The organism is Gottfriedia sp. ABJ_BB2_2 (assembly GCF_055484705.1).
The window spans coordinates 352051-371041 of record NZ_JBVFKR010000003.1; the positions used below are offsets into that span (position 1 = coordinate 352051).

The window sequence follows — 18991 nt, forward strand, 5'->3', positions numbered from 1 at the left end:
TAAATTGAATGACGTCAGAAAAATACACGAGATTACTAGAAAGTTTTGACGGTAGAAAATACAAAGTGGACGGACAAAACCAAAGAATCTAAGTGATATGAAAATAAACATGTGAATTCATAAACATGGTAAATAATAGATTATAAGTTTTAAAAAAGGAGGAACAGACTATGTGGAAAAAGTTTATTAAAAACTTCGGATTTCCTTTACTTGCAGTATTCCTTTTATGGACAAAAGCGACTTTACTGAGCTTGTATTACTTTGACTTAGAAATTGAAAATTCAATGCAAAAATTTATTTTAATAATAAGTCCAATTTCTTCTTTACTAATTTTTATTGGTATTGGTCTTTTTGCGAAAGGACATAAACGAAATAGGGCTGTCATCTGGATCAGTTTAGTTATGTCATTTATATTAATTGGTGACACAGCTTACTATTCATTCTTTGATGATTTCGTAACAATTCCAGTTTTATTTATGACACAGAACTTTGCTGACTTAGGTTCAAGTGTTAAATCGATGATTAGTTATAAAACAATTTTAGCTTTTGCTGATATCATTATTTTAATTCTAGTTAATATTTTCTGGGGTAAAAAATTCTTTACGACTGAAAATATTAAAGGTAAAACAAGAACTGCATATTATTTAGTTGCAGCTGCAGTATTTTTAATTAACCTTGGGATGGCTGAAACTGAGCGCCCACAATTATTAACTCGTTCTTTTGATAGAGAATACATTGTTAAATATTTAGGGTTATACAATTACCATATTTATGATATGGTTCAACAATCGAAAACAACTGCTCAAAAAGCAATGGCCGATGATAGTGAATTAGCTGGGATTGAAAACTTTATCCGTGCTAATGATACTGGTGTAAATGCTGAGCTTCATGGAAAATATAAAGGTAAAAATGTTGTAGTTATTTCATTAGAATCATTACAAGACTTTGTAATTGGCCGAGAAATTAATGGACAAGAAATCACACCTTTCTTAAATGACTTTATTAAAGAAAGTTATTATTTTGATAATTTTTATCACCAAACTGGACAAGGTAAAACTTCAGATGCAGAGTTTTTAATTGATAATAGTTTATATCCATTAGATCGTGGAGCAGTTTATTTTACAAATGGTGGTAATACATTTACTGCAACACCAGCAATTTTGAAAAAAGAACAAAATTATTATACGTCTGTCATGCACTCAAACAATAAATCGTTCTGGAATCGTGACATGATGTACCCAAGCTTAGGATACGATCGTTACTATAATGAAAATGATTATAAAGTAACTGAAGATACTTCAATTGGTTGGGGTCTTAAAGATGAATACTTCTTTGAACAATCTGTTGATATGATGAAAGAGATGCCTAAACCTTTCTATACTCGTATGCTGTCATTAACAAATCACTATCCTTTTGAATTAGGCGAAAAGGATTTAATGATTGAGAAATTAAAAACTGGTGATCAGACAGTTGATAACTATGTAACAACAGTTCGATATTTAGATGAATCAATTAAACACTTCGTTGAAGAAATGAAAGCTTCTGGCTTATACGATGATACAATCCTAGTGATGTATGGTGATCACTATGGTATTTCTGAAAATCATAACCGTGCAATGAGTGAAGTTTTAGGAAAAGAGATTACGCCTGTTGAACATGTAAAATTACAACAAGTACCTTTCTTTATCCACTTACCTGGTCAAACAAAAGGTGAAACAATTCATAAAGTTGCAGGTCAAATTGACGTGAAACCAACAATCCTAAACTTATTAGGTGTGAATGCAAACAAAACTTCAATTAACTTTGGTAATGATATTCTTTCACCAAAGCATAAAGACTTTGTTGTATTCCGTGATGGTACAATCGTTACAGATAAATATATTTACAAAAATGAAAAAATGTATGATGCGATTACTGGTGAAGAATTAGAAGGTCAAAAGCCACCTAAAGAAGATTTAGCGAAAGCTAAAAAATCACTAGAGTATTCAAACTCAATTATTTATAAAGATTTACTTCGTTTCTTTGAAGTTAAATATGAACGAGCAAAAACTAAGTTCGAATAAGAAAAGCACTTCCTATTGGAAGTGCTTTTTTTGATGGATTTCAAAAACAATAAGAATCTGTCTGATTGAAAACACTTGTCTTTCGAGGCCGCGAAATCTGAAGAGGAACGTAAAGAGCACCGAAGCTTACGAATGAATGACAAAAGCGATGGATTGTAACGGTCTGAAGCACTTCCTGATGGAGGTGCTTTTCTTATGTTTAGATACATACAATTGTATTAACAATAGAATGGTGAGGTGAAATGGTTGTTTTATAAGTCGCCTATAGATCTCTTCTTACCGAGAAGTTACAATTTTACTGAACTTGAAAAGGATTTACGCATACTTACGGAGCAGTATCCTTTTCTTAAACTAAATGTGATTGGGAGAAGTGTCCTTGGTCAACCTATATTTGAAATCATCTTTGGTAATGGAGAGAGAAAGGTACATTGGAATGGTTCATTTCACGCAAATGAATGGATTACGAGTTGCGTATTGATGAAAAAATTAGAATGGTTATGTCAAGTTGTTACAAGTGAAGAATTAATATTTCATAGCGAGGTTTTGACATTTTTTTATAGAAACACATTATCAATTGTTCCGATGGTAAATCCAGATGGGGTTAATTTAGTCGTTAACGGCCGTATAGAGGACGAGGGGTATATGAACTATGTAAATGTTCTAAATGCTGCTAATGACGATTTTACGGGGTGGAAGGCAAATATAAGAGGCGTAGATTTGAATAATCAGTTTCCTGCAAACTGGGAAATTGAAAAAGAAAGAAAGAAACCAAAAACATTTGCACCACGTGATTATCCAGGAGATGCTCCATTAACTGAACCTGAAGCAATTGCAATGAGTAATTTAGCTATTGAAAGGAATTTCGATTTAATTTTAGCACTTCATACACAGGGGAAAGAATTTTATTGGGGTTATGATCATTTAGAACCGGAAATTTCAGCTGTTTATGCTGAGTACTTTTCGAGGATTAGTCCATTTAAATCAGTCAAAACAATTGATAGTCATGCTGGATATAAGGATTGGTATATTCAAGAATTTAGAAAACCAGGTTTTACATTAGAACTTGGTAAGGGAATCAATCCTTTACCACTTTCAATGTTTAATGAAATTTATGTAGAAACCTTTCCGATCTTATTTACATCTCTTATAGACTTGAATGAAAGTAAAAAAGGCTGACGAATTTGTCAGCCTTTTATCGTTTATTTGTTTTCTTTATATGTAATATGAGAAAACGAATACATATTATAAATGTGTTGGTGGATATCCGCTATGTACGATTGTCATGATCGCAAACCATGCGAAAAGTACTAAAGTTAAACCAGAAAATACGATTCCTAATAAATTTTTCTTCTTTAAAGATCCAAATAATGCAGGAACACATAAAATAGCTGTTAGAATAAATATAATAACTGTACCCATTGTAAACCCCCTATAAAAAATTCTTCAAGCAACCCCTGTTTGCTATTACATCATTATTATTGTAAAACTTTTATTAACAATTGTCTATTTGAAATTCTAAAGCGTAAACAAAATTATGATATAGTATTAATTAGATTAAATAGAAAGCAGGGTAAAAGCATGAATGTTTATCAATTACCATTAGGTCCTCTACAAACAAATTGCTATATTGTTAGTAATGATGTAAAAGAAGCTGTTATTTTTGATCCAGGTGAAGAAGCAGATATCATTTTTAATGTTATTGAAGAAAACAAATTAAAGCCTTTAGCAATTCTTCTAACACATGCTCATTTTGATCATATTGGGGCTGTAGATGAAGTGCGTGATGAGTATAATATACCCGTTTATATTCATAAATATGAAGCTGATTGGTTAACAGATGGCCAAAAAAATGGTTCAGCATCTTTTTTAAGAAATCAAACGATTTTTGCTCGTGAAGCAGATCATGTAATTGAAAAAGAAGGCAAAATGGAATTTGGTCAATTCACTTTTTCAGTTTTTGAAACGCCAGGACATTCTCCAGGGAGTATCTCCTTTTATAATAAGGAACTTAGAACTGTATTCTCAGGTGATGCACTCTTCCAACGAAGTATTGGACGAACTGATTTAGTTGGTGGCGATCACGAACAATTAATTAAAAGTATTAAAAGCAAACTGTTATCTCTACCTGATGATGTGGTTGTTTGTAGTGGTCATGGACCTACAACGACAATTGGAGAAGAGAAAAGACATAATCCATTTTTCTAAGGGAATAAGATGAAGAATATAATTTTAAATGCCATTCAAAAGAGTGAAGATCATTACATTACATATGAAGAATTCATTTCACTTTGTTTATATGACTCAGATAAGGGCTATTATCAAAAATCAGATACTAAAATAGGTGGAAGAGGGGATTTTTACACAACGAGCTCAGTTGGGTCTGTTTACGGTGAAGTAATTGCTTCAGTTTTTTGTCGCTTGATAAAAAACGAAGTAATTGATCCGATTTTTGTTGAAGTTGGTGCCGGAAATGGGCGATTTGCATATTCCTTTTTAACATATTGCGAAAAAAACGAACCTGAGATATTTACTAATTTAGAATACAGAATTGTTGATGAAAGTAAATATCATCGAGCGCTACAAATGCAAATATTAGAGCAGTTTGCAAATGTAAGATACTACTCAAACATTTTAGAGCTTACTAAAATACAAAAAGGTATGATTTTTTCCAATGAGCTTTTTGATGCCCTACCTGTAAGAGTCGTTGAATTTTACCAGGATAAATGGCAAGAAGTTGTCATTTCTTATAATGAATCGTATGAATTAGTTGAGAAATTCATTAAGATTGATGATGATGCGATTTACGAATTTCTTAAACACCATCATTTTAATGGGAAACATGGACAAAGAATTGAAATTCCAGTTGGGATGGAAACTGTTTTCAAAGGATTGAATGAATCACTAGAGCATGGAATTATCATGACTGTTGATTATGGTTTTACAAGAGAGGAATGGAATGCACCTCATCGAGTGAAAGGTAGCTTAAGAGGCTATTATCAACACGACATGAAAACAAATGTTTTTGAATTTTTAGGCGAAATGGATTTAACGACTCATATTCATTGGGATGAACTTAAAAGAATTGGAGAAAAAAATCAGTTAGAAAATGTCTATTTTACTTCTCAAAGACAAGCCCTTCTTGATTTTGGTATATTGAATTGTCTCATAGAACATGCAGCAATCAATCCATTTTCAGATGAATATAAACATAATCGTGCAATTCAATCATTGATTATGCCAGGTGGTATCAGTGATTCGTTTCAATTGTTGTTACAGATCAAAGGTTTTTCTGAGTCAAAAAAATTAAAAGTAAAAGAATGCCTTACTGTGTATAAATAAAAAAACCAGTCAAATGACTGGTTTTATTTATTACTCACCAAAGCTTGGTACTAATAAGAAAGTACTATAATATGTAAATCCTACAAAGAACACAGTTAAGTATGCGCCAAAGATATAGATGTACATACGCTCAGAAAGCTTTAGATAGCCTAATACTACGAAAAATGCTGTTTGAACTGCAAAAATTAATGCAGCAGCAGTCATATGACCTACTAAGAACATTACCGCAAATATAGCTGTCCAGAATCCTAGAACGCGAAACATACGATCCATTCTAAATCCCCCCATAAATAATTTCTACCCATTCATTATTATAAAATAAGAAAGTTACAATTGTAAACAACGTATTACTACAATTGTCGAATGTATTTAGATGTAAATAATATTCTTATCTGTATTATTTTCGTTCATTTGTTAAATTCTATACATATTGGTACAAGAAAAAGTCTTTTATTAAAAATGCTTAATTTATTTGAATAAAAAAGTTTATTAAGAAAATTTGTTATAATGTCTAGCCTACTAGTGGTAAATATTTTGGTGAAAGCTCCGTTTCTTCATTTCTCTATGATATAATACGATATAAAGATAAAAGAATATTTAAATAAATGTTGTTATTTTGAATGGGGTATAAGAATGAATATAGAAAAAGAGTATTCACAAGCAGAAAAAGCTTATGAAATTTTAGAAAACATGATTGTATCGTTAGAATTAGAACCTGGACAAATCATAACAGAAAATGAAATAAGTAAAAAACTAAATATTGGTCGAATGCCAATTAGAGAAGCTCTAAAAAAGTTAGAGTCTGTTAATATGGTCGTTATTTTACCTAGAAAAGGAATTATGGTAAAAGAAATTACAATTGAGGAAATGTTGCAGCAGTTAGAAGTAAGAAGAGTACTTGAAAAACTCATTGTTGAACGTGCAACAAAATTTATGAATGAAGAAGAGAAAAAAAGACTTTTAGAAATAGCTGATGCATTTGAAAAAGCGACAATTGAAAAAAATGCTTTAGATTCTGTACAATATGACGGGTTGTTTAATAGCTTAATTAGTAAAGCATCAAGAAATCCTTATGCCGCAAATGCTATTACTCCTTTACATGTTTCAGCTAGAAGATTTTATTATTTTAACTACCATATTGATGAAGAGTTAACAAAAGTAATCAATATGGCTCATATTGAATTGATAAAGATTATGGTTACTGGTGATGTAGAAAAAGCTTTAAACCAGCTAGAAATTTTATTTGAATGCACAAAAAGATCAACAGACTTAAGATTAAATCTGTTTCTAAACTAATGTGATAGAGATTCTACGTAATGAATAAACAATGAATTTGTATTGTTTTTTAGCAATTCATTGTTTTTTATTTTGTGTTTTTTATCTTCTTGCAAAAAGTAAAGAAGCAGTACCAGGCAATTCCTAGGGGCTTTTTCAGGCATGTTTGAATTGTGGGCTTCAATTTTTCTTTAAATTGTAAAATTTATGTTTTACGGAAGATTATTTGAAAAAGTACTGTTAATTGATTAAAAAATGCACGCTAAAATTTAGTTTTTCAATTAAATTTAAAATTTTATCTGTTTGTGTCAATAAGCCAAGTCAATTTATAATTTGTTTAATTGAAAGGAGAATGGTACATGTATTCAGTTGAACAAATTGTGGAAGAACTTTTAAAAAAAGCTTGTCACTTTGGAGCATCGGATATCCATTTGTTGCCTAAGTATACAAATGTAGAAGTGTTATTTCGTATAGATGGAGAAATCAAATTAATTCAGCGTATTGAGCGAGAAGAAGCCAAAAAAATTATTATGCATCTGAAATTTCTAGGTAGCATGGATATTGGTGAAAAAAGAATACCTCAAACTGGCATACTAGTTGTCAACATTAATAACATTATACTATCTCTGCGGTTAGCAACCTTACCATCTATTTCTGATGAATCAATGGTGATTAGAATCCATCCCCAACAAACAATTACCCCTTTAGAAAAACTTTCATTATTTCCTTCCACTACTAGAAAACTTCTATCACTACTTCACCACTCTCATGGCCTTATGCTTTTTACTGGTCCAACAGGTTGTGGAAAAACGACGACACTTTATTCCCTTTTACATGCAGCGAGAAAAGACTTTACAAGAAATATTATTACAATCGAAGATCCAGTTGAACGCAAATCTGAGGACTACTTTCAAGTACAGATAAATGAAAAAGCTGGACTAACATACTCATCGGGATTAAAAGCGATATTAAGATCTGATCCTGATATTGTGATGGTTGGAGAAATTAGAGATGAGGAAACAGCAAAAATTGCAGTCAGGGCTGCTTTAACTGGTCATTTAGTTTTAACAACGATTCATTCCAAAAATACAAAAGGTGCTTTATTTCGGATGATTGAACTTGGTATCCCAAAAGAAGAATTGTTTCAGTCAATTGTTGCGATTGTTTCTCAACGTTTAGTCCAAATAAAGTGTCGTTTCTGTGAGAATGAATGCCAACCCAATTGTTTGGCAAATCGAAAAAATAGGAGATTAGGTGTTTACGAGTTATTGTACGGGCAAGCTTTAAATGCAGTCACGAATGAAATAAAGGGTGTGGGTGAAGATTATAAAATATCTACAATTAATGATGAATTAATTAAAGGTTATGCACTTGGTTATATAGACTATAAATCATTAGATAGAAGTTTACTTTATGGTTAATCGAACCATAAAAAAGAAGTTATCATTGGTAGAACAGGCTCGACTTCTTAAAATATTAGGTGAATTAATACAAAAAGGCTACCCATTGTTACAGGCTATTGAATTTTTATCTATTCAATTTCCTAATTCATATAGGAATACAATTCTTAAGGCTAAGCAATTATTAATTAACGGTCATTCGTTTATTGAATTTGCAAAAACATTGAAATTGCATCCGGACGTAATCGTATATTTGTACTTCGCTGAAAATCATGGAGACTTATCATTTGCACTTAGAGAAGGCAGTTTTATGTTATTAAAGAAAATTCAACACAGGACCTACTTACGAAAAGTAATGGGGTATCCGATTTGTCTATTACTTTTTTTACTTTTCATACTCATCATTTTTCAAATGTTTATTATCCCTCAATATGAAATGTTATTTTCAACCTTTCAAACCGATCATCATTCATTCTCATTTATCTACCTTCAAATCATGAAACGGTTACCAATCATTCTTTGTCTGCTTTTTGGAATCGGATTCTTACTTTTCATTGTATATTATGTATCTTTAAAAAAATTAAATCCAATACGCCAAATGGAGAAGTTAATCAAAGTACCCTTATTTAGACATTTTTTACTCACAACAAACACTTATGAGTTTTCAATGCAAATGAGTGTTTTAATACATGCTGGCTTTTCTATTGCAGAAGCTTTAAAAATTATGCAAAACAATGATAGTAGGACTTTCATCAAAACAAAATCAAAGTTTTTATATAATGAAATTCGAAATGGTGAGGTATTACAAAGAATTTTAATGAATGACCAAACATTCCATCAGGATTTAGTTTTTGTAATTGATCACGGAATGAATAATAGTACACTGGCTATTGAACTTGGAGATTATGCAGATTTTTTGAAAACTACTCTGGAAGAGAGCTTCAATCGCTCACTTCAATATATCCAGCCGATTATTTTTATCATTATAGCTTTGAGTATTTTATCAATTTATGTGGCCATTTTATTTCCGATGTTTCAATTAATGAATAGTTTCTAGGAGGGAAGGTATGAATGAAAAGGGATTTACTCTAATAGAAATGCTTGTTGTTTTATTAATCGTTTCTATCTTGTTATTGCTTGTCATACCGAATATTGGTAAACAACAAGCTTCAATTCAGACAAAAGGTTGTTCGGCATTACAAAAAATGGTGCAATCAAGCGTTGAAGCCTATCGTTTAGATCATGAAGAATTACCAGAAAACCTACAAGTATTAAAGGACGAGGGATATATCACAACTTATAAGTGTAAAAATAATTTAGACTTAATATATGAAAAAAATTCAGGCACCGTATCTGTACCTTAAATTTATTCAAAAAAATTCAGATGGTTTTACCCTGGTAGAGTTGTTGGTAGTCCTTTCAATTATCATGTTATTACTTGTATTTCCAATCATTCAAGTTCGAAAAATAGAAGAGGAGCAAAAACTGATATTATTTATGCAAATGCTACAAAATGACATTTTTCTAGCACAAAGAAATGCTGCAGTTCATCAACTACCTACAAGAATCATCTTTTCTAATGGATGTTATGTAATCGAAGACAACTTACTTAATCCTCCTGTTTTGAAGCGAACTTTTGATACAGAGCTAACCATAACCTATTTATCGCTAAAAGCCCCACTAAGATTTAACCAAGATGGAAATATATCAAGTTCAGGAACAATTTCTATTACATATAAAGATAGTAAATATATCGTAACGTTTTTTTTAGGAAGTGGTCGATTTACATATGTTAAAAAATGAAAAAGGATTTTCTTTTTATGAAGCAATCATTTCATTAAATATTTTAGTCATATTTTGTGTAATAATCGTACCTTCAATCACATTGTTATTGCAAAAAAAAGAACAAGCTTACATGTTGAAAAACGCAGAAGATATTTTAACGGATTCAGTACACTCTTATTATCTAAATAGAGAAGAATTTAATACAAATTCGATCGTAAGAAAGCAGGTTTCTTTTTCAATTTATGTTAATCAATCGCTCCATTCAAAAAGGGAGCTATGTGTTAGTTGGTATAATCGTTTAAAGGAAAGTGAAATTTGTGAAGACATTTCAGAATGAAAATGGTTTTACCTTAGTTGAATCCTTATTATCGTTAGTAATATTCATGATCATCGTTTCAATCACTACTTCAAGTCTAAGCGTTTTTGTTAAAAGAAATCATCATAAAGGTTCACTAAATCATTTAGAGTGGGAAAACTTTATTAATGAAGTTCAAGAAGAAGCAAATACAAGTCATATTCAAACGGTTTATTCAGAAATGCTCATTTTTGAAGACTCCTATGAAGTAACAAGAAGCTATCAAAAATATGCTGATATTGTAAGAAGACAAGTACTTGGAGCTGGACATGAAATTGTTTTACAAAATATAAGTAGGATTACATTTAAAAAAAATGGAGTAAATCAAATAACTGTTAAGGTAGTTGATTTAAATGGTGATATTTTTGAAAAAAATATACGGCTATTTATCAATTGAAAAAAGGTTGAACGAAAGCGGAGTGTATTTACCTTATACCGTGTTAATCGTAAATTTACTAATCATATTTTTTCTAATACAAATTGATATTCTAAATTCTTATAACTCATTCATTCAACTGAGTCGTACACATAATAAACTTGAGCGTACATATGCCCATGCAGTCTATGATTTAAAAATTGGAAATATTCCACTTCAATCTAATGTTATAAAGTATTATAATGATACAAAAATTATATGGGATATTAAAGCGACAACTAGTGATGAGTATTTCATTAAACTAACTAGTAGTAATTCGAGAATTAAAAAGCATGTAGTACAATTTAAATATAAAAAAAATGACAAACAAATATTAGGCTGGATTGATTAAGTCGGGGGAGAATATGAAATCAATTTACTTATTAGGATTTATGGGTTGTGGCAAAACAACAGTTGGTAAAATATTAGCAAAGGAATTAAATTGTCAGTTTATTGATTTAGATGAAGAAATCGTTTTTCATACAGGAAAAAGTATACCGAAGATATTCGAAGAGAAGGGTGAAAATGGTTTCCGTGTAATTGAGTCCGAAGTTTTGAAAAAAGTATCAAGTGGTGATTCAATTATTTCAACAGGTGGTGGAATTGTTACTCGTCACGAAAATATAGCATTTATGAAACAAAATGGCATTTTATTTTATTTAGAATCAACAATTGAAACGTTATACAATAGAATTCATCAGGATCCAAATCGCCCGAATGCCGTAGATCGTTCGATAGAAGAGTTAAATACATTATTCATTAGTAGAAAATCATTTTATGAAAAAGCAGATTTCACCATTTCCGTTAACGAAAAGTCACCAAATAATGTTTCGGTGGAAATCATTAACTGTTTAAATTCACTAATAAGAGGAGATAGTAGAAGTAAGTGAATAGAAAGCTAGGTGATTAGTTTGAAAACTAATGATTATGTAAAATATATGACTGAGCAGTTTATGAATTATATCGATCAGCCAAAAGAGAAGCGTGAAATGATGAAGCATGAAAAGGAAGAAAATAAAGAATCTTTTTCAACAAATATGTTCGGAATGCTTCCGCTAAGCTTTGCATTATACATGAAGAAAATTCAAAGTAGAAAAAATAAGAAGAGTATGTAAATAACAAGGACTGATTTTGTAAATAGTAACAGTTCAGATTATACGACAAATATATTTTGATAAGTAAAAGAAGACTAAATCTCGAATGATTTGGTCTTCTTTTTTTTCCTATCTCAACCTTTCAGTATGTAAGAGTATAATGTTTGGGTATTAAAATTGGTTCAATTAGAGCCATTTATTAATACGAAATGATTACAACGAAAAGGTGCTCGACTCCTGTAGGAAATGAGGGGTAGCTGAAGACCCCACAGGTGCGAACGCGGATCATCGCACGCCCCATGGAAAGCGAGCACCCAGTGAATATAACGCATACTCTTTTTTTAAAATCATCAAGAAATGAAGTGTTTAGTTTTTTATCCCAATCGATTCATTGTATTTGGCGAGAGATAGAATAAGCCCCCATTGATACATTCAACATGAATGACAGGTTCGTATAATTCTTTTAATGCGTTATATTCAACATGATAATTTTCAGGTTTTTCTTCGTCATCTTTATAAAATTGATTGAGTAATTCTAAATCATGTTTCCATCTTTCTTTTGCTTCTTCTGCCCAGGTTTCATCTTCTTCTTGAATTTTGCTTCTCAGTAGTTGCTCCATTCTATTTAAACCACTAATAGGTTTGATAATGGGTGACATAGAGTAACAAAAGTCTGGAATTTTTGAACTGAAAGGAATTCTTTCAAGTTTTGAATGAAAGTTTTCAATAATTGTTCCAGAGATTAAATGGATTCCATAAGAATATAAATAATCTTTTTTATGGTCACATGTAAAAGAAACTTGATAATTAACAGCTAACCAGGGATGTAGGGCTATTTGTTGTCCCATTGGGGCTTTCGTGTTTTCGTATAAACGAATTGATTGACCAAGCTCATTTACAATTGAAAATATTTGATGAAGTCGCGGAGAACCAAAGTGTATTTGTTCACCATTTATATCTTCTGGAACATTATTACTATCTGTAATAAATGTTAATTTCATTGGATTAGGGATGCCGCCTGTTTTCTCTAAATAATGCCAATAGAAAGGGCGATTCATGAGCTTTTTATCCATTTCAACTGTTAATTGAATTTCCATATATGTCGGCGTTTTTTTGACAATTTCACATTCATTATTAATAAAAAAGTATTCAATATAGTCATGGATTTCACTTTGCTGCATACTGATCACCTACTTGTTTATGTTGCTGTAATTGGATAATGGATGTTAGATTCTCCATTTTTATTTTTATTTCTCCTTCAGTACTTGAATTCAGGAATATTTCGTTCATATGTGCTTCAAAATCTTTGTAAGGTATTCGAGTAAGAATATCATCTAGCTCACCAATTACTCTTTCAAATAAATGGATTTTTTCATAAAGTAAACGTAAAATATGTTCTTCTATTGAACCGACAGTTGCAAAATTATAAATACAAACGTCTTCTGTTTGTCCTAGTCGATGAATACGTCCAATTCTTTGTTCTAATCTCATCGGATTCCAAGGTAAGTCATAATTAATCATATTAGAACAAAATTGTAAGTTAATCCCTTCGCCACCAGCTTCTGTGGCAATGAGGACTTGTACTCTATTTTTAAAGAGCTCCTTCATCCAATCTTTTTTACCTCTTTTAAATCCACCACGAAACGGTACCGATGTAATTCCATGTTGTTTTAATAACCATTGTAAATATAATTGTGTTGCTCGATATTCAGTAAAGATGATCACTTTATCGTTGATTTTCTTGATTAGTTCAATAACTTTATTTGCTTTTGAATTTGAAGTAATTTGATTGATTTGATGAAATATTTTTTCGATATATGGATCGTTTACTTCTATATTTTCTTTTTCAAATCTTTGAAGCATTTTTTTTAGCGATACATAAACAGCTTCTCGGCTACTACACGCTTCTCGTTTGAATGTTAAAAATGAGAAAGCAGAGTTAACACCTGTATATTGTGATTTTTGCCATTCATCAATTAAATCATATAATTTTTGTTCTTCTTCATTGAAATTGATTAGGACTGTTTCAACCTTTCGTTTTGTCCACTCAATTCCTGTATCTTGTCTTCGGTTACGAACCATTACTTTTCCAATTAATTCACGGAGTAAGTCTTCATGCTCGAGTGAGCGGTTTTTAGCAGAAAAATATTCTTCAAAACTTGTTTTATTTCCTAGATGACCAGGTTTTAATAAGGAAACTAGATGGAAAATCTCTTCAATTCTATTTTGAACAGGCGTGGCTGTTAGTAATAGACAATATTTTTTCTTCAAATGCTGAACAAACTCATAGTTTTTTGTTTTATTATTTTTTAGTTTATGAGCTTCATCGATAATAATCAGATCATAGTTTATGTCTAATATTTTTTCTCGATGTGGAGCACGTTTAGCAGTATCAATAGAAGAAACGACTACATCACAGTTATCCCAAACATAGTTTTTCTTCTGTTGAGCAATAGCAGGTATATGAAACTTAGTATTTAATTCAAATGTCCACTGAGAAACTAAAGAAGCAGGCACAAGTATTAATACTTTATTTACTAAACCTCTAATCATATATTCTTTTAAGATTAAACCTGCTTCTACTGTTTTTCCTAATCCTACTTCATCTGCAAGAATTGCTTTTCCATTCATTTTTTCAATAACAGTTGTAGCAACCTCTAATTGGTGCGGTAATGGCGTTAAATTAGGCAAATGAGATGGTGCAATCATACCTGTAAATGAAGGGACTGCAAGTTTTGTACTCGTGTGATAGGCGAGCTTATAGTTTTCCCAATTTGACCAAGGTCCATCATTCTCAAGCTTTTCTAAGAACTCGTTTTGCCATTCTGTATGGAATTTAATCTCTATTGACATTTTTTTCTCACCTATTTCATTTTATTATTGGTAAATAATGAACGTTATAGTAAAATAGAATGTGTAACGTTCGTAATTTTCTTTTGATAAAATTTCACTTCGTTATTGATGAAAACTGTCGTTTAGTGTTAGGATAAGAGTGTAGAAAAAAGAAAATTCTTATAAGTTTTATTAAAACAAAGAATTAGATTGTTTTGATTTAACAGTAAACTAATATAGTTTAATAATAATTTTATGTTTTCTACTAGTTTTTCCGAAAAAAGACAAATTATGTAAATTATTTAATTGTTTAGCTGGACGAACTATTAATTTAGTTTTCCATCATGCTAGCATGTAGATAAGGGGGAGAAGACTACATGACGACTTTATTACGTACACCTTTGTTCGAAGAGTACAAAGTTTTAGGTGGTAAAACAATTGATTTTGGTGGCTGGGAGCTACCAGTGCAATTCTCGAGCATTAAAGAAGAACATGAAGCTGTTCGTACAGCTGCTGGTTTATTCGATGTTTCTCACATGGGAGAAATTGAAGTAACTGGTAAAGATAGTCTTAAATATTTACAAAAAATGATGACAAATGATGTTTCAAAGCTAAAAGAAGAAGGCGCATTATATAGTGCGATGTGCTATGAAAATGCTGGAACTGTAGATGACTTATTAATCTATAAATTTAGCGATGATTATTATTTATTAGTTGTCAATGCGTCTAATATCGAAAAAGATTTTGAATGGTTACACTCACACGTTGAAGGTGATGTGAAAGTTGTAAATAAGAGTAATGAAACTGCGCAGTTGGCACTACAAGGTCCAAAAGCAGTTGAAATTTTACAACGACTTACATCTATTAATGTATCCGAAATTAAGTATTTTACTTTTAAACATAACGTCCAAATTAGTGATGTGACAGCATTAGTTTCTCGTACTGGATACACAGGTGAAGATGGGTTTGAACTTTACTGTGCAGCTAATGATGCTGCAAAGCTTTGGAATATTCTACTTGAAGCTGGTAAAGATGACGGATTAAAACCTTGTGGATTAGGTTCTCGTGATACACTGCGCTTTGAAGCAACACTAGCTTTATACGGACAAGAGCTTTCAAAAGAAATTACTCCACTCGAAGCTGGAATCGGTTTTGCTGTGAAGTTAAATAAAGAAGAAGACTTCTTTGGTAAAGAAGTTCTGAAAAATCAAAAAGAACAAGGTGTTCCTCGTAAATTAGTAGGAATTGAAATGATTGATAAAGGAATTCCAAGATCTCATTATCCTGTATATAAGGATGGAGAATATATTGGAGAGGTAACAAGTGGTACACAATCTCCAACGTTAAAACGCAATATTGGACTTGCGCTAGTGAAAACAGAATGTTCAAGCTTAGGTACTGAAATTGAAGTTGAGATTAGAAATAAAAAATTAAAAGCAGTTGTAGTTTCTACACCATTTTATAAAAGAGAGAAGAAGTAACTAGGGGGAGAAAGGGGATTACCTTAATGCATCGTTATTTACCAATGACAGAGCAAGATCGTCAAGAGATGTTAAAAGCAGTTGGTGTTTCTTCAGTTGATGAACTATTTAGTGATATTCCAAAAAATGTTCGTTTTAATGGATTATTAAATATTAAAAAAGCAAAATCTGAATCGGATTTATTACAAGAACTTAGTGGATTAGCAAATAAAAATGCGAATCTTAGAGAATATGTATCATTCTTAGGTGCTGGAGTTTATGACCACTATTTACCAACAGTTGTTGATCATGTAATTTCACGTTCAGAGTTTTATACTGCATACACTCCATATCAACCTGAAATCTCACAAGGTGAGCTTCAAGCAATTTTTGAATTCCAAACAATGATTTGTGAATTGACAGGAATGGATGTTGCAAACTCTTCTATGTATGATGGTGGAACTTCTCTTGCAGAAGCTACTACATTAGCAGCTGGTCATACTGGTAAAAAACGAATTTTAGTGTCAAAAGCTGTTCATCCACAATCACGTGAAGTTATTTTATCTTATGCTAAAGGTCAACACTTAGAGGTTGTTGAAATTGGTCTGAAAGATGGAAAAACTGATATCGAAGAGCTAAAAAATGAAATGAATGATACTGTAGCATGTGTTGTTGTTCAATACCCTAACTTCTATGGACAAATTGAAGCATTAGATGAAATTGAACCAATTGCTCATACTGGAAAAAGCTTATTTGTAGTATCAAGTAATCCATTAGCATTAGCTGCATTAACACCTCCAGGTGAATTTGGTGCTGATATTGTTGCAGGAGATGCTCAAACATTTGGTATCCCTACTCAATTTGGTGGACCTCACTGTGGTTACTTTGCAACGACAACGAAACTGATGCGTAAAATGCCTGGTCGATTAGTTGGTCAAACAGTTGATGGTGAAGGCCGTCGTGGTTTCGTATTAACTCTTCAAGCTCGTGAGCAACATATCCGTCGTGATAAAGCGACTTCTAATATTTGTTCAAACCAAGCTTTGAATGCATTAGCAGCATCAGTTGCAATGACAGCACTTGGTAAAAACGGTGCAGTTGAAATGGCTACACAAAACATCCAACGCACTCAATATATGAAAAAGAAATTAGCGCAAAGTGGCATTTCGGTTGTTTTCGAAGGTGCGGCATTTAATGAGCTAGTAATTGACGTGAAACAAAATGTCTCTGAAATTAATAAAGAATTATTTACAAAGAAAATTATCGGTGGTTACGATTTAGCTAAAGTTGAACCTGCTATGGAAAATCATATGTTAATCGCTGTAACTGAACTACGTTCTAAACAACATATTGATACATTTGTAGAAGAGCTAGCATTATTAGTAGACGGAAAGGGGATGCAACATGCTGAAGGATCAACCGTTAGTTTTTGAGATGAGTAAAGAAGGTCGTATTGCTTATAGTCTTCCAGTAATGGATGTTGAAGACATTAATATTGAAGACGTTATTCCAGCGACTTATGTTCGAAAAGAAAAAGCAAATTTACCAGAAGTATCTGAATTAGATTTAATGCGTCACTATACAGCTCTTTCTAAGAGAAATCATGGTGTGGATTCTGGTTTCTATCCATTAGGATCATGTACGATGAAATATAATCCGAAAATTAACGAAGCTGTTGCTCGAATGAACGGATTTGCTCACATTCACCCACTACAAGACACATATACTGTTCAAGGTGCTCTTGAGTTAATGCATGAGCTTCAACAGGAATTAAAAGAAATCACAGGTATGGATGAAGTTACGCTTCAACCAGCTGCAGGTGCCCATGGTGAATGGACAGGATTAATGATTATCCGTGCTTATCATGAAAGTCGTGGCGATTTCAACCGTACGAAAGTAATCGTACCTGACTCAGCACATGGTACGAATCCAGCTTCAGCAACAGTTGCAGGATTTGAAACAATTACAGTTAAATCAAATGAAAAAGGTTTAGTAGACTTAGACGATTTACGTCGTGTAGTTGATGAAAATGTAGCAGCATTAATGCTTACAAATCCAAATACATTAGGTCTATTTGAAGAAGATATTTATGAAATTTCTGAGATTATCCATGCTGCAGGCGGTAAAGTTTACTATGATGGAGCAAACTTAAATGCTGTATTAAGTAAAGCACGTCCTGGCGATATGGGATTTGACGTAGTACATTTAAATCTTCATAAAACGTTTACTGGTCCTCACGGTGGTGGCGGTCCTGGTTCAGGTCCTGTTGGCGTAAAAGCAGATTTAATTCCATATTTACCTGCACCAATCGTTGAAAAAGTTGGGGAAGAGTATGTCTTAAATTCTGATCGTCCAGAAACAATTGGTCGAGTGAAACCTTTCTACGGAAACTTCGGAATCAATGTAAGAGCATACACTTATATTCGTTCAATGGGTCCAGAAGGATTAAAACAAGTTACTGAAGATGCTGTTTTAAATGCAAATTACATGATGCGTCGTTTAGAGCCATACTTTGATCTTCCATTCGATCGTCATTGTAAGCATGAATTCGTATTAAGTGGTAAACGTCAAAAGAAATTAGGCGTTCGTACGTTAGATATTGCTAAACGTTTATTAGACTTTGGATATCACCCACCAACAATCTACTTCCCATTAAACGTGGAAGAATGTATTATGATTGAACCTACTGAAACTGAATCAAAAGAAACATTAGATTCATTCATTGATACAATGATTGCGATTGCGAAAGAAGCTGAAGAAAATCCAGAAATCGTTCAAGAGGCTCCACATACAACAGTTGTAAGTCGTCTTGATGAAACATTAGCTGCTCGTAAGCCTGTATTACGTTACCAAAAAGCGTAAATAAAAACGTTCCCTTTTTAAAGGGAACGTTTATTTTTATTCAGTCACATTTATTGCCAAAAGTGATCATCCTGAAGTTGTAGTTCAATCATGCTTTCTAATATAGTAAAT

The 18991-nt window shown here is 32.0% G+C and carries 21 protein-coding genes; 17 read left to right on the forward strand and 4 right to left on the reverse strand.

Features of this window, described 5'->3' with window-relative positions; genetic code table 11:
• Positions 1-170 precede the first annotated feature (170 nt).
• On the forward strand, positions 171-2063 hold the full coding sequence (locus tag ACX6U0_RS10415; protein ID WP_464959873.1) for an LTA synthase family protein: 1893 nt from the start codon (positions 171-173) through the stop codon (positions 2061-2063).
• A 246-nt stretch (positions 2064-2309) separates the two neighbouring features.
• Entirely contained in the window at positions 2310-3239 is a 930-nt protein-coding gene (locus ACX6U0_RS10420; protein ID WP_464959874.1) for a M14 family metallopeptidase, read from the forward strand.
• 66 nt (positions 3240-3305) lie between these two features.
• Here ACX6U0_RS10420 and ACX6U0_RS10425 read toward each other — a convergent pair whose 3' ends face one another.
• Positions 3306-3482, reverse strand: coding sequence for a DUF2759 domain-containing protein (locus ACX6U0_RS10425; protein WP_087998928.1), 177 nt, complete (start codon positions 3480-3482; stop codon positions 3306-3308).
• A 159-nt stretch (positions 3483-3641) separates the two neighbouring features.
• On the opposite strand from ACX6U0_RS10425, the gene ACX6U0_RS10430 reads away from it, so the two are divergent.
• Together ACX6U0_RS10430 and ACX6U0_RS10435 are read left to right on the forward strand one after the other, a co-directional pair.
• Entirely contained in the window at positions 3642-4268 is a 627-nt protein-coding gene (locus tag ACX6U0_RS10430) for an MBL fold metallo-hydrolase (RefSeq protein ID WP_464959875.1), read from the forward strand.
• A 9-nt stretch (positions 4269-4277) separates the two neighbouring features.
• Complete coding sequence (locus ACX6U0_RS10435) at positions 4278-5402, forward strand: SAM-dependent methyltransferase (RefSeq protein WP_464959876.1); 1125 nt, start codon at positions 4278-4280, stop codon at positions 5400-5402.
• A 30-nt stretch (positions 5403-5432) separates the two neighbouring features.
• Here ACX6U0_RS10435 and ACX6U0_RS10440 read toward each other — a convergent pair whose 3' ends face one another.
• The gene (locus ACX6U0_RS10440) at positions 5433-5675 is read right to left on the reverse strand and encodes a DUF2626 domain-containing protein (protein ID WP_087998931.1); all 243 of its coding nucleotides are present in this window, start codon (positions 5673-5675) and stop codon (positions 5433-5435) included.
• A 360-nt stretch (positions 5676-6035) separates the two neighbouring features.
• Between ACX6U0_RS10440 and ACX6U0_RS10445 the strand changes: the two genes are divergently transcribed.
• The 10 genes from ACX6U0_RS10445 to ACX6U0_RS10490 all read left to right on the forward strand — a co-directional run bounded on the left by ACX6U0_RS10445 (position 6036) and on the right by ACX6U0_RS10490 (position 11747).
• The gene (locus tag ACX6U0_RS10445) at positions 6036-6698 is read left to right on the forward strand and encodes a GntR family transcriptional regulator (RefSeq protein WP_464959877.1); all 663 of its coding nucleotides are present in this window, start codon (positions 6036-6038) and stop codon (positions 6696-6698) included.
• Between the two features lie 338 nt (positions 6699-7036).
• Positions 7037-8098: a competence type IV pilus ATPase ComGA gene (gene comGA / locus ACX6U0_RS10450; RefSeq protein WP_464959878.1), complete on the forward strand. Its 1062-nt coding sequence runs from the start codon at positions 7037-7039 to the stop codon at positions 8096-8098.
• On the forward strand, positions 8091-9134 hold the full coding sequence (gene comGB, locus ACX6U0_RS10455; RefSeq protein WP_464959879.1) for a competence type IV pilus assembly protein ComGB: 1044 nt from the start codon (positions 8091-8093) through the stop codon (positions 9132-9134). The genes comGA and comGB overlap by 8 nt, the downstream gene beginning before the upstream one ends.
• 10 nt (positions 9135-9144) lie before the next feature.
• A complete protein-coding gene (comGC, locus tag ACX6U0_RS10460; protein WP_464959880.1) occupies positions 9145-9441 on the forward strand; it encodes a competence type IV pilus major pilin ComGC in 297 nt (98 codons plus the stop codon).
• Positions 9407-9880 (forward strand): competence type IV pilus minor pilin ComGD, encoded by a 474-nt coding sequence (gene comGD / locus ACX6U0_RS10465; RefSeq protein WP_464959881.1) that lies wholly within the window; start codon positions 9407-9409, stop codon positions 9878-9880. The genes comGC and comGD overlap by 35 nt, the downstream gene beginning before the upstream one ends.
• A complete protein-coding gene (locus ACX6U0_RS10470; protein WP_464959882.1) occupies positions 9867-10199 on the forward strand; it encodes a hypothetical protein in 333 nt (110 codons plus the stop codon). The genes comGD and ACX6U0_RS10470 overlap by 14 nt, the downstream gene beginning before the upstream one ends.
• The gene (gene comGF, locus ACX6U0_RS10475; RefSeq protein ID WP_464959883.1) at positions 10180-10614 is read left to right on the forward strand and encodes a competence type IV pilus minor pilin ComGF; all 435 of its coding nucleotides are present in this window, start codon (positions 10180-10182) and stop codon (positions 10612-10614) included. The genes ACX6U0_RS10470 and comGF overlap by 20 nt, the downstream gene beginning before the upstream one ends.
• Positions 10583-10984, forward strand: coding sequence for a hypothetical protein (locus tag ACX6U0_RS10480; protein WP_464959884.1), 402 nt, complete (start codon positions 10583-10585; stop codon positions 10982-10984). Before comGF ends, ACX6U0_RS10480 begins: the two co-directional genes overlap by 32 nt.
• Before the next feature lie 13 nt (positions 10985-10997).
• Complete coding sequence (locus ACX6U0_RS10485) at positions 10998-11522, forward strand: shikimate kinase (RefSeq protein ID WP_464959885.1); 525 nt, start codon at positions 10998-11000, stop codon at positions 11520-11522.
• Between the two features lie 21 nt (positions 11523-11543).
• The gene (locus ACX6U0_RS10490) at positions 11544-11747 is read left to right on the forward strand and encodes a YqzE family protein (protein WP_087998941.1); all 204 of its coding nucleotides are present in this window, start codon (positions 11544-11546) and stop codon (positions 11745-11747) included.
• A gap of 353 nt (positions 11748-12100) precedes the next feature.
• On the opposite strand, the gene ACX6U0_RS10495 is transcribed toward ACX6U0_RS10490, so the two are convergent.
• Entirely contained in the window at positions 12101-12907 is an 807-nt protein-coding gene (locus ACX6U0_RS10495) for a YqhG family protein (protein ID WP_464959886.1), read from the reverse strand.
• Positions 12894-14579: a DEAD/DEAH box helicase gene (locus ACX6U0_RS10500; protein WP_464959887.1), complete on the reverse strand. Its 1686-nt coding sequence runs from the start codon at positions 14577-14579 to the stop codon at positions 12894-12896. The genes ACX6U0_RS10495 and ACX6U0_RS10500 overlap by 14 nt, the downstream gene beginning before the upstream one ends.
• 356 nt (positions 14580-14935) lie before the next feature.
• On the opposite strand from ACX6U0_RS10500, the gene gcvT reads away from it, so the two are divergent.
• The 3 genes from gcvT to gcvPB are packed head-to-tail and all read left to right on the forward strand — an operon-like array spanning position 14936 to position 18880.
• Positions 14936-16039, forward strand: a complete 1104-nt coding sequence (gene gcvT, locus ACX6U0_RS10505; RefSeq protein WP_464959888.1) for a glycine cleavage system aminomethyltransferase GcvT — start codon at positions 14936-14938, stop codon at positions 16037-16039.
• Between the two features lie 26 nt (positions 16040-16065).
• Positions 16066-17451 carry an aminomethyl-transferring glycine dehydrogenase subunit GcvPA gene (gcvPA, locus tag ACX6U0_RS10510; RefSeq protein WP_464959889.1) on the forward strand — a complete coding sequence of 462 codons (1386 nt, stop codon included), beginning with the start codon at positions 16066-16068 and terminating at the stop codon, positions 17449-17451.
• Positions 17423-18880 carry an aminomethyl-transferring glycine dehydrogenase subunit GcvPB gene (gcvPB, locus tag ACX6U0_RS10515; protein ID WP_464959890.1) on the forward strand — a complete coding sequence of 486 codons (1458 nt, stop codon included), beginning with the start codon at positions 17423-17425 and terminating at the stop codon, positions 18878-18880. Before gcvPA ends, gcvPB begins: the two co-directional genes overlap by 29 nt.
• Positions 18881-18991 lie beyond the last annotated feature (111 nt).

Excerpts from the sequence above, each read along its gene's own strand:
- ACX6U0_RS10430 (WP_464959875.1), top strand. The coding sequence starts at position 3,642 with ATGAATGTTTATCAATTACCATTAGGTCCTCTACAAACAAATTGCTAT.
- gcvT (WP_464959888.1), top strand. The coding sequence starts at position 14,936 with ATGACGACTTTATTACGTACACCTTTGTTCGAAGAGTACAAAGTTTTA.
- ACX6U0_RS10425 (WP_087998928.1), bottom strand. The coding sequence starts at position 3,482 with ATGGGTACAGTTATTATATTTATTCTAACAGCTATTTTATGTGTTCCT.
- comGD (WP_464959881.1), top strand. The coding sequence starts at position 9,407 with ATGAAAAAAATTCAGGCACCGTATCTGTACCTTAAATTTATTCAAAAA.
- ACX6U0_RS10500 (WP_464959887.1), bottom strand. The coding sequence starts at position 14,579 with ATGTCAATAGAGATTAAATTCCATACAGAATGGCAAAACGAGTTCTTA.
- comGC (WP_464959880.1), top strand. The coding sequence starts at position 9,145 with ATGAATGAAAAGGGATTTACTCTAATAGAAATGCTTGTTGTTTTATTA.
- gcvPB (WP_464959890.1), top strand. The coding sequence starts at position 17,423 with ATGCTGAAGGATCAACCGTTAGTTTTTGAGATGAGTAAAGAAGGTCGT.
- ACX6U0_RS10495 (WP_464959886.1), bottom strand. The coding sequence starts at position 12,907 with ATGCAGCAAAGTGAAATCCATGACTATATTGAATACTTTTTTATTAAT.
- ACX6U0_RS10470 (WP_464959882.1), top strand. The coding sequence starts at position 9,867 with ATGTTAAAAAATGAAAAAGGATTTTCTTTTTATGAAGCAATCATTTCA.
- ACX6U0_RS10445 (WP_464959877.1), top strand. The coding sequence starts at position 6,036 with ATGAATATAGAAAAAGAGTATTCACAAGCAGAAAAAGCTTATGAAATT.
- ACX6U0_RS10440 (WP_087998931.1), bottom strand. The coding sequence starts at position 5,675 with ATGGATCGTATGTTTCGCGTTCTAGGATTCTGGACAGCTATATTTGCG.
- comGB (WP_464959879.1), top strand. The coding sequence starts at position 8,091 with ATGGTTAATCGAACCATAAAAAAGAAGTTATCATTGGTAGAACAGGCT.
- ACX6U0_RS10435 (WP_464959876.1), top strand. The coding sequence starts at position 4,278 with ATGAAGAATATAATTTTAAATGCCATTCAAAAGAGTGAAGATCATTAC.
- ACX6U0_RS10485 (WP_464959885.1), top strand. The coding sequence starts at position 10,998 with ATGAAATCAATTTACTTATTAGGATTTATGGGTTGTGGCAAAACAACA.
- comGA (WP_464959878.1), top strand. The coding sequence starts at position 7,037 with ATGTATTCAGTTGAACAAATTGTGGAAGAACTTTTAAAAAAAGCTTGT.
- gcvPA (WP_464959889.1), top strand. The coding sequence starts at position 16,066 with ATGCATCGTTATTTACCAATGACAGAGCAAGATCGTCAAGAGATGTTA.
- ACX6U0_RS10415 (WP_464959873.1), top strand. The coding sequence starts at position 171 with ATGTGGAAAAAGTTTATTAAAAACTTCGGATTTCCTTTACTTGCAGTA.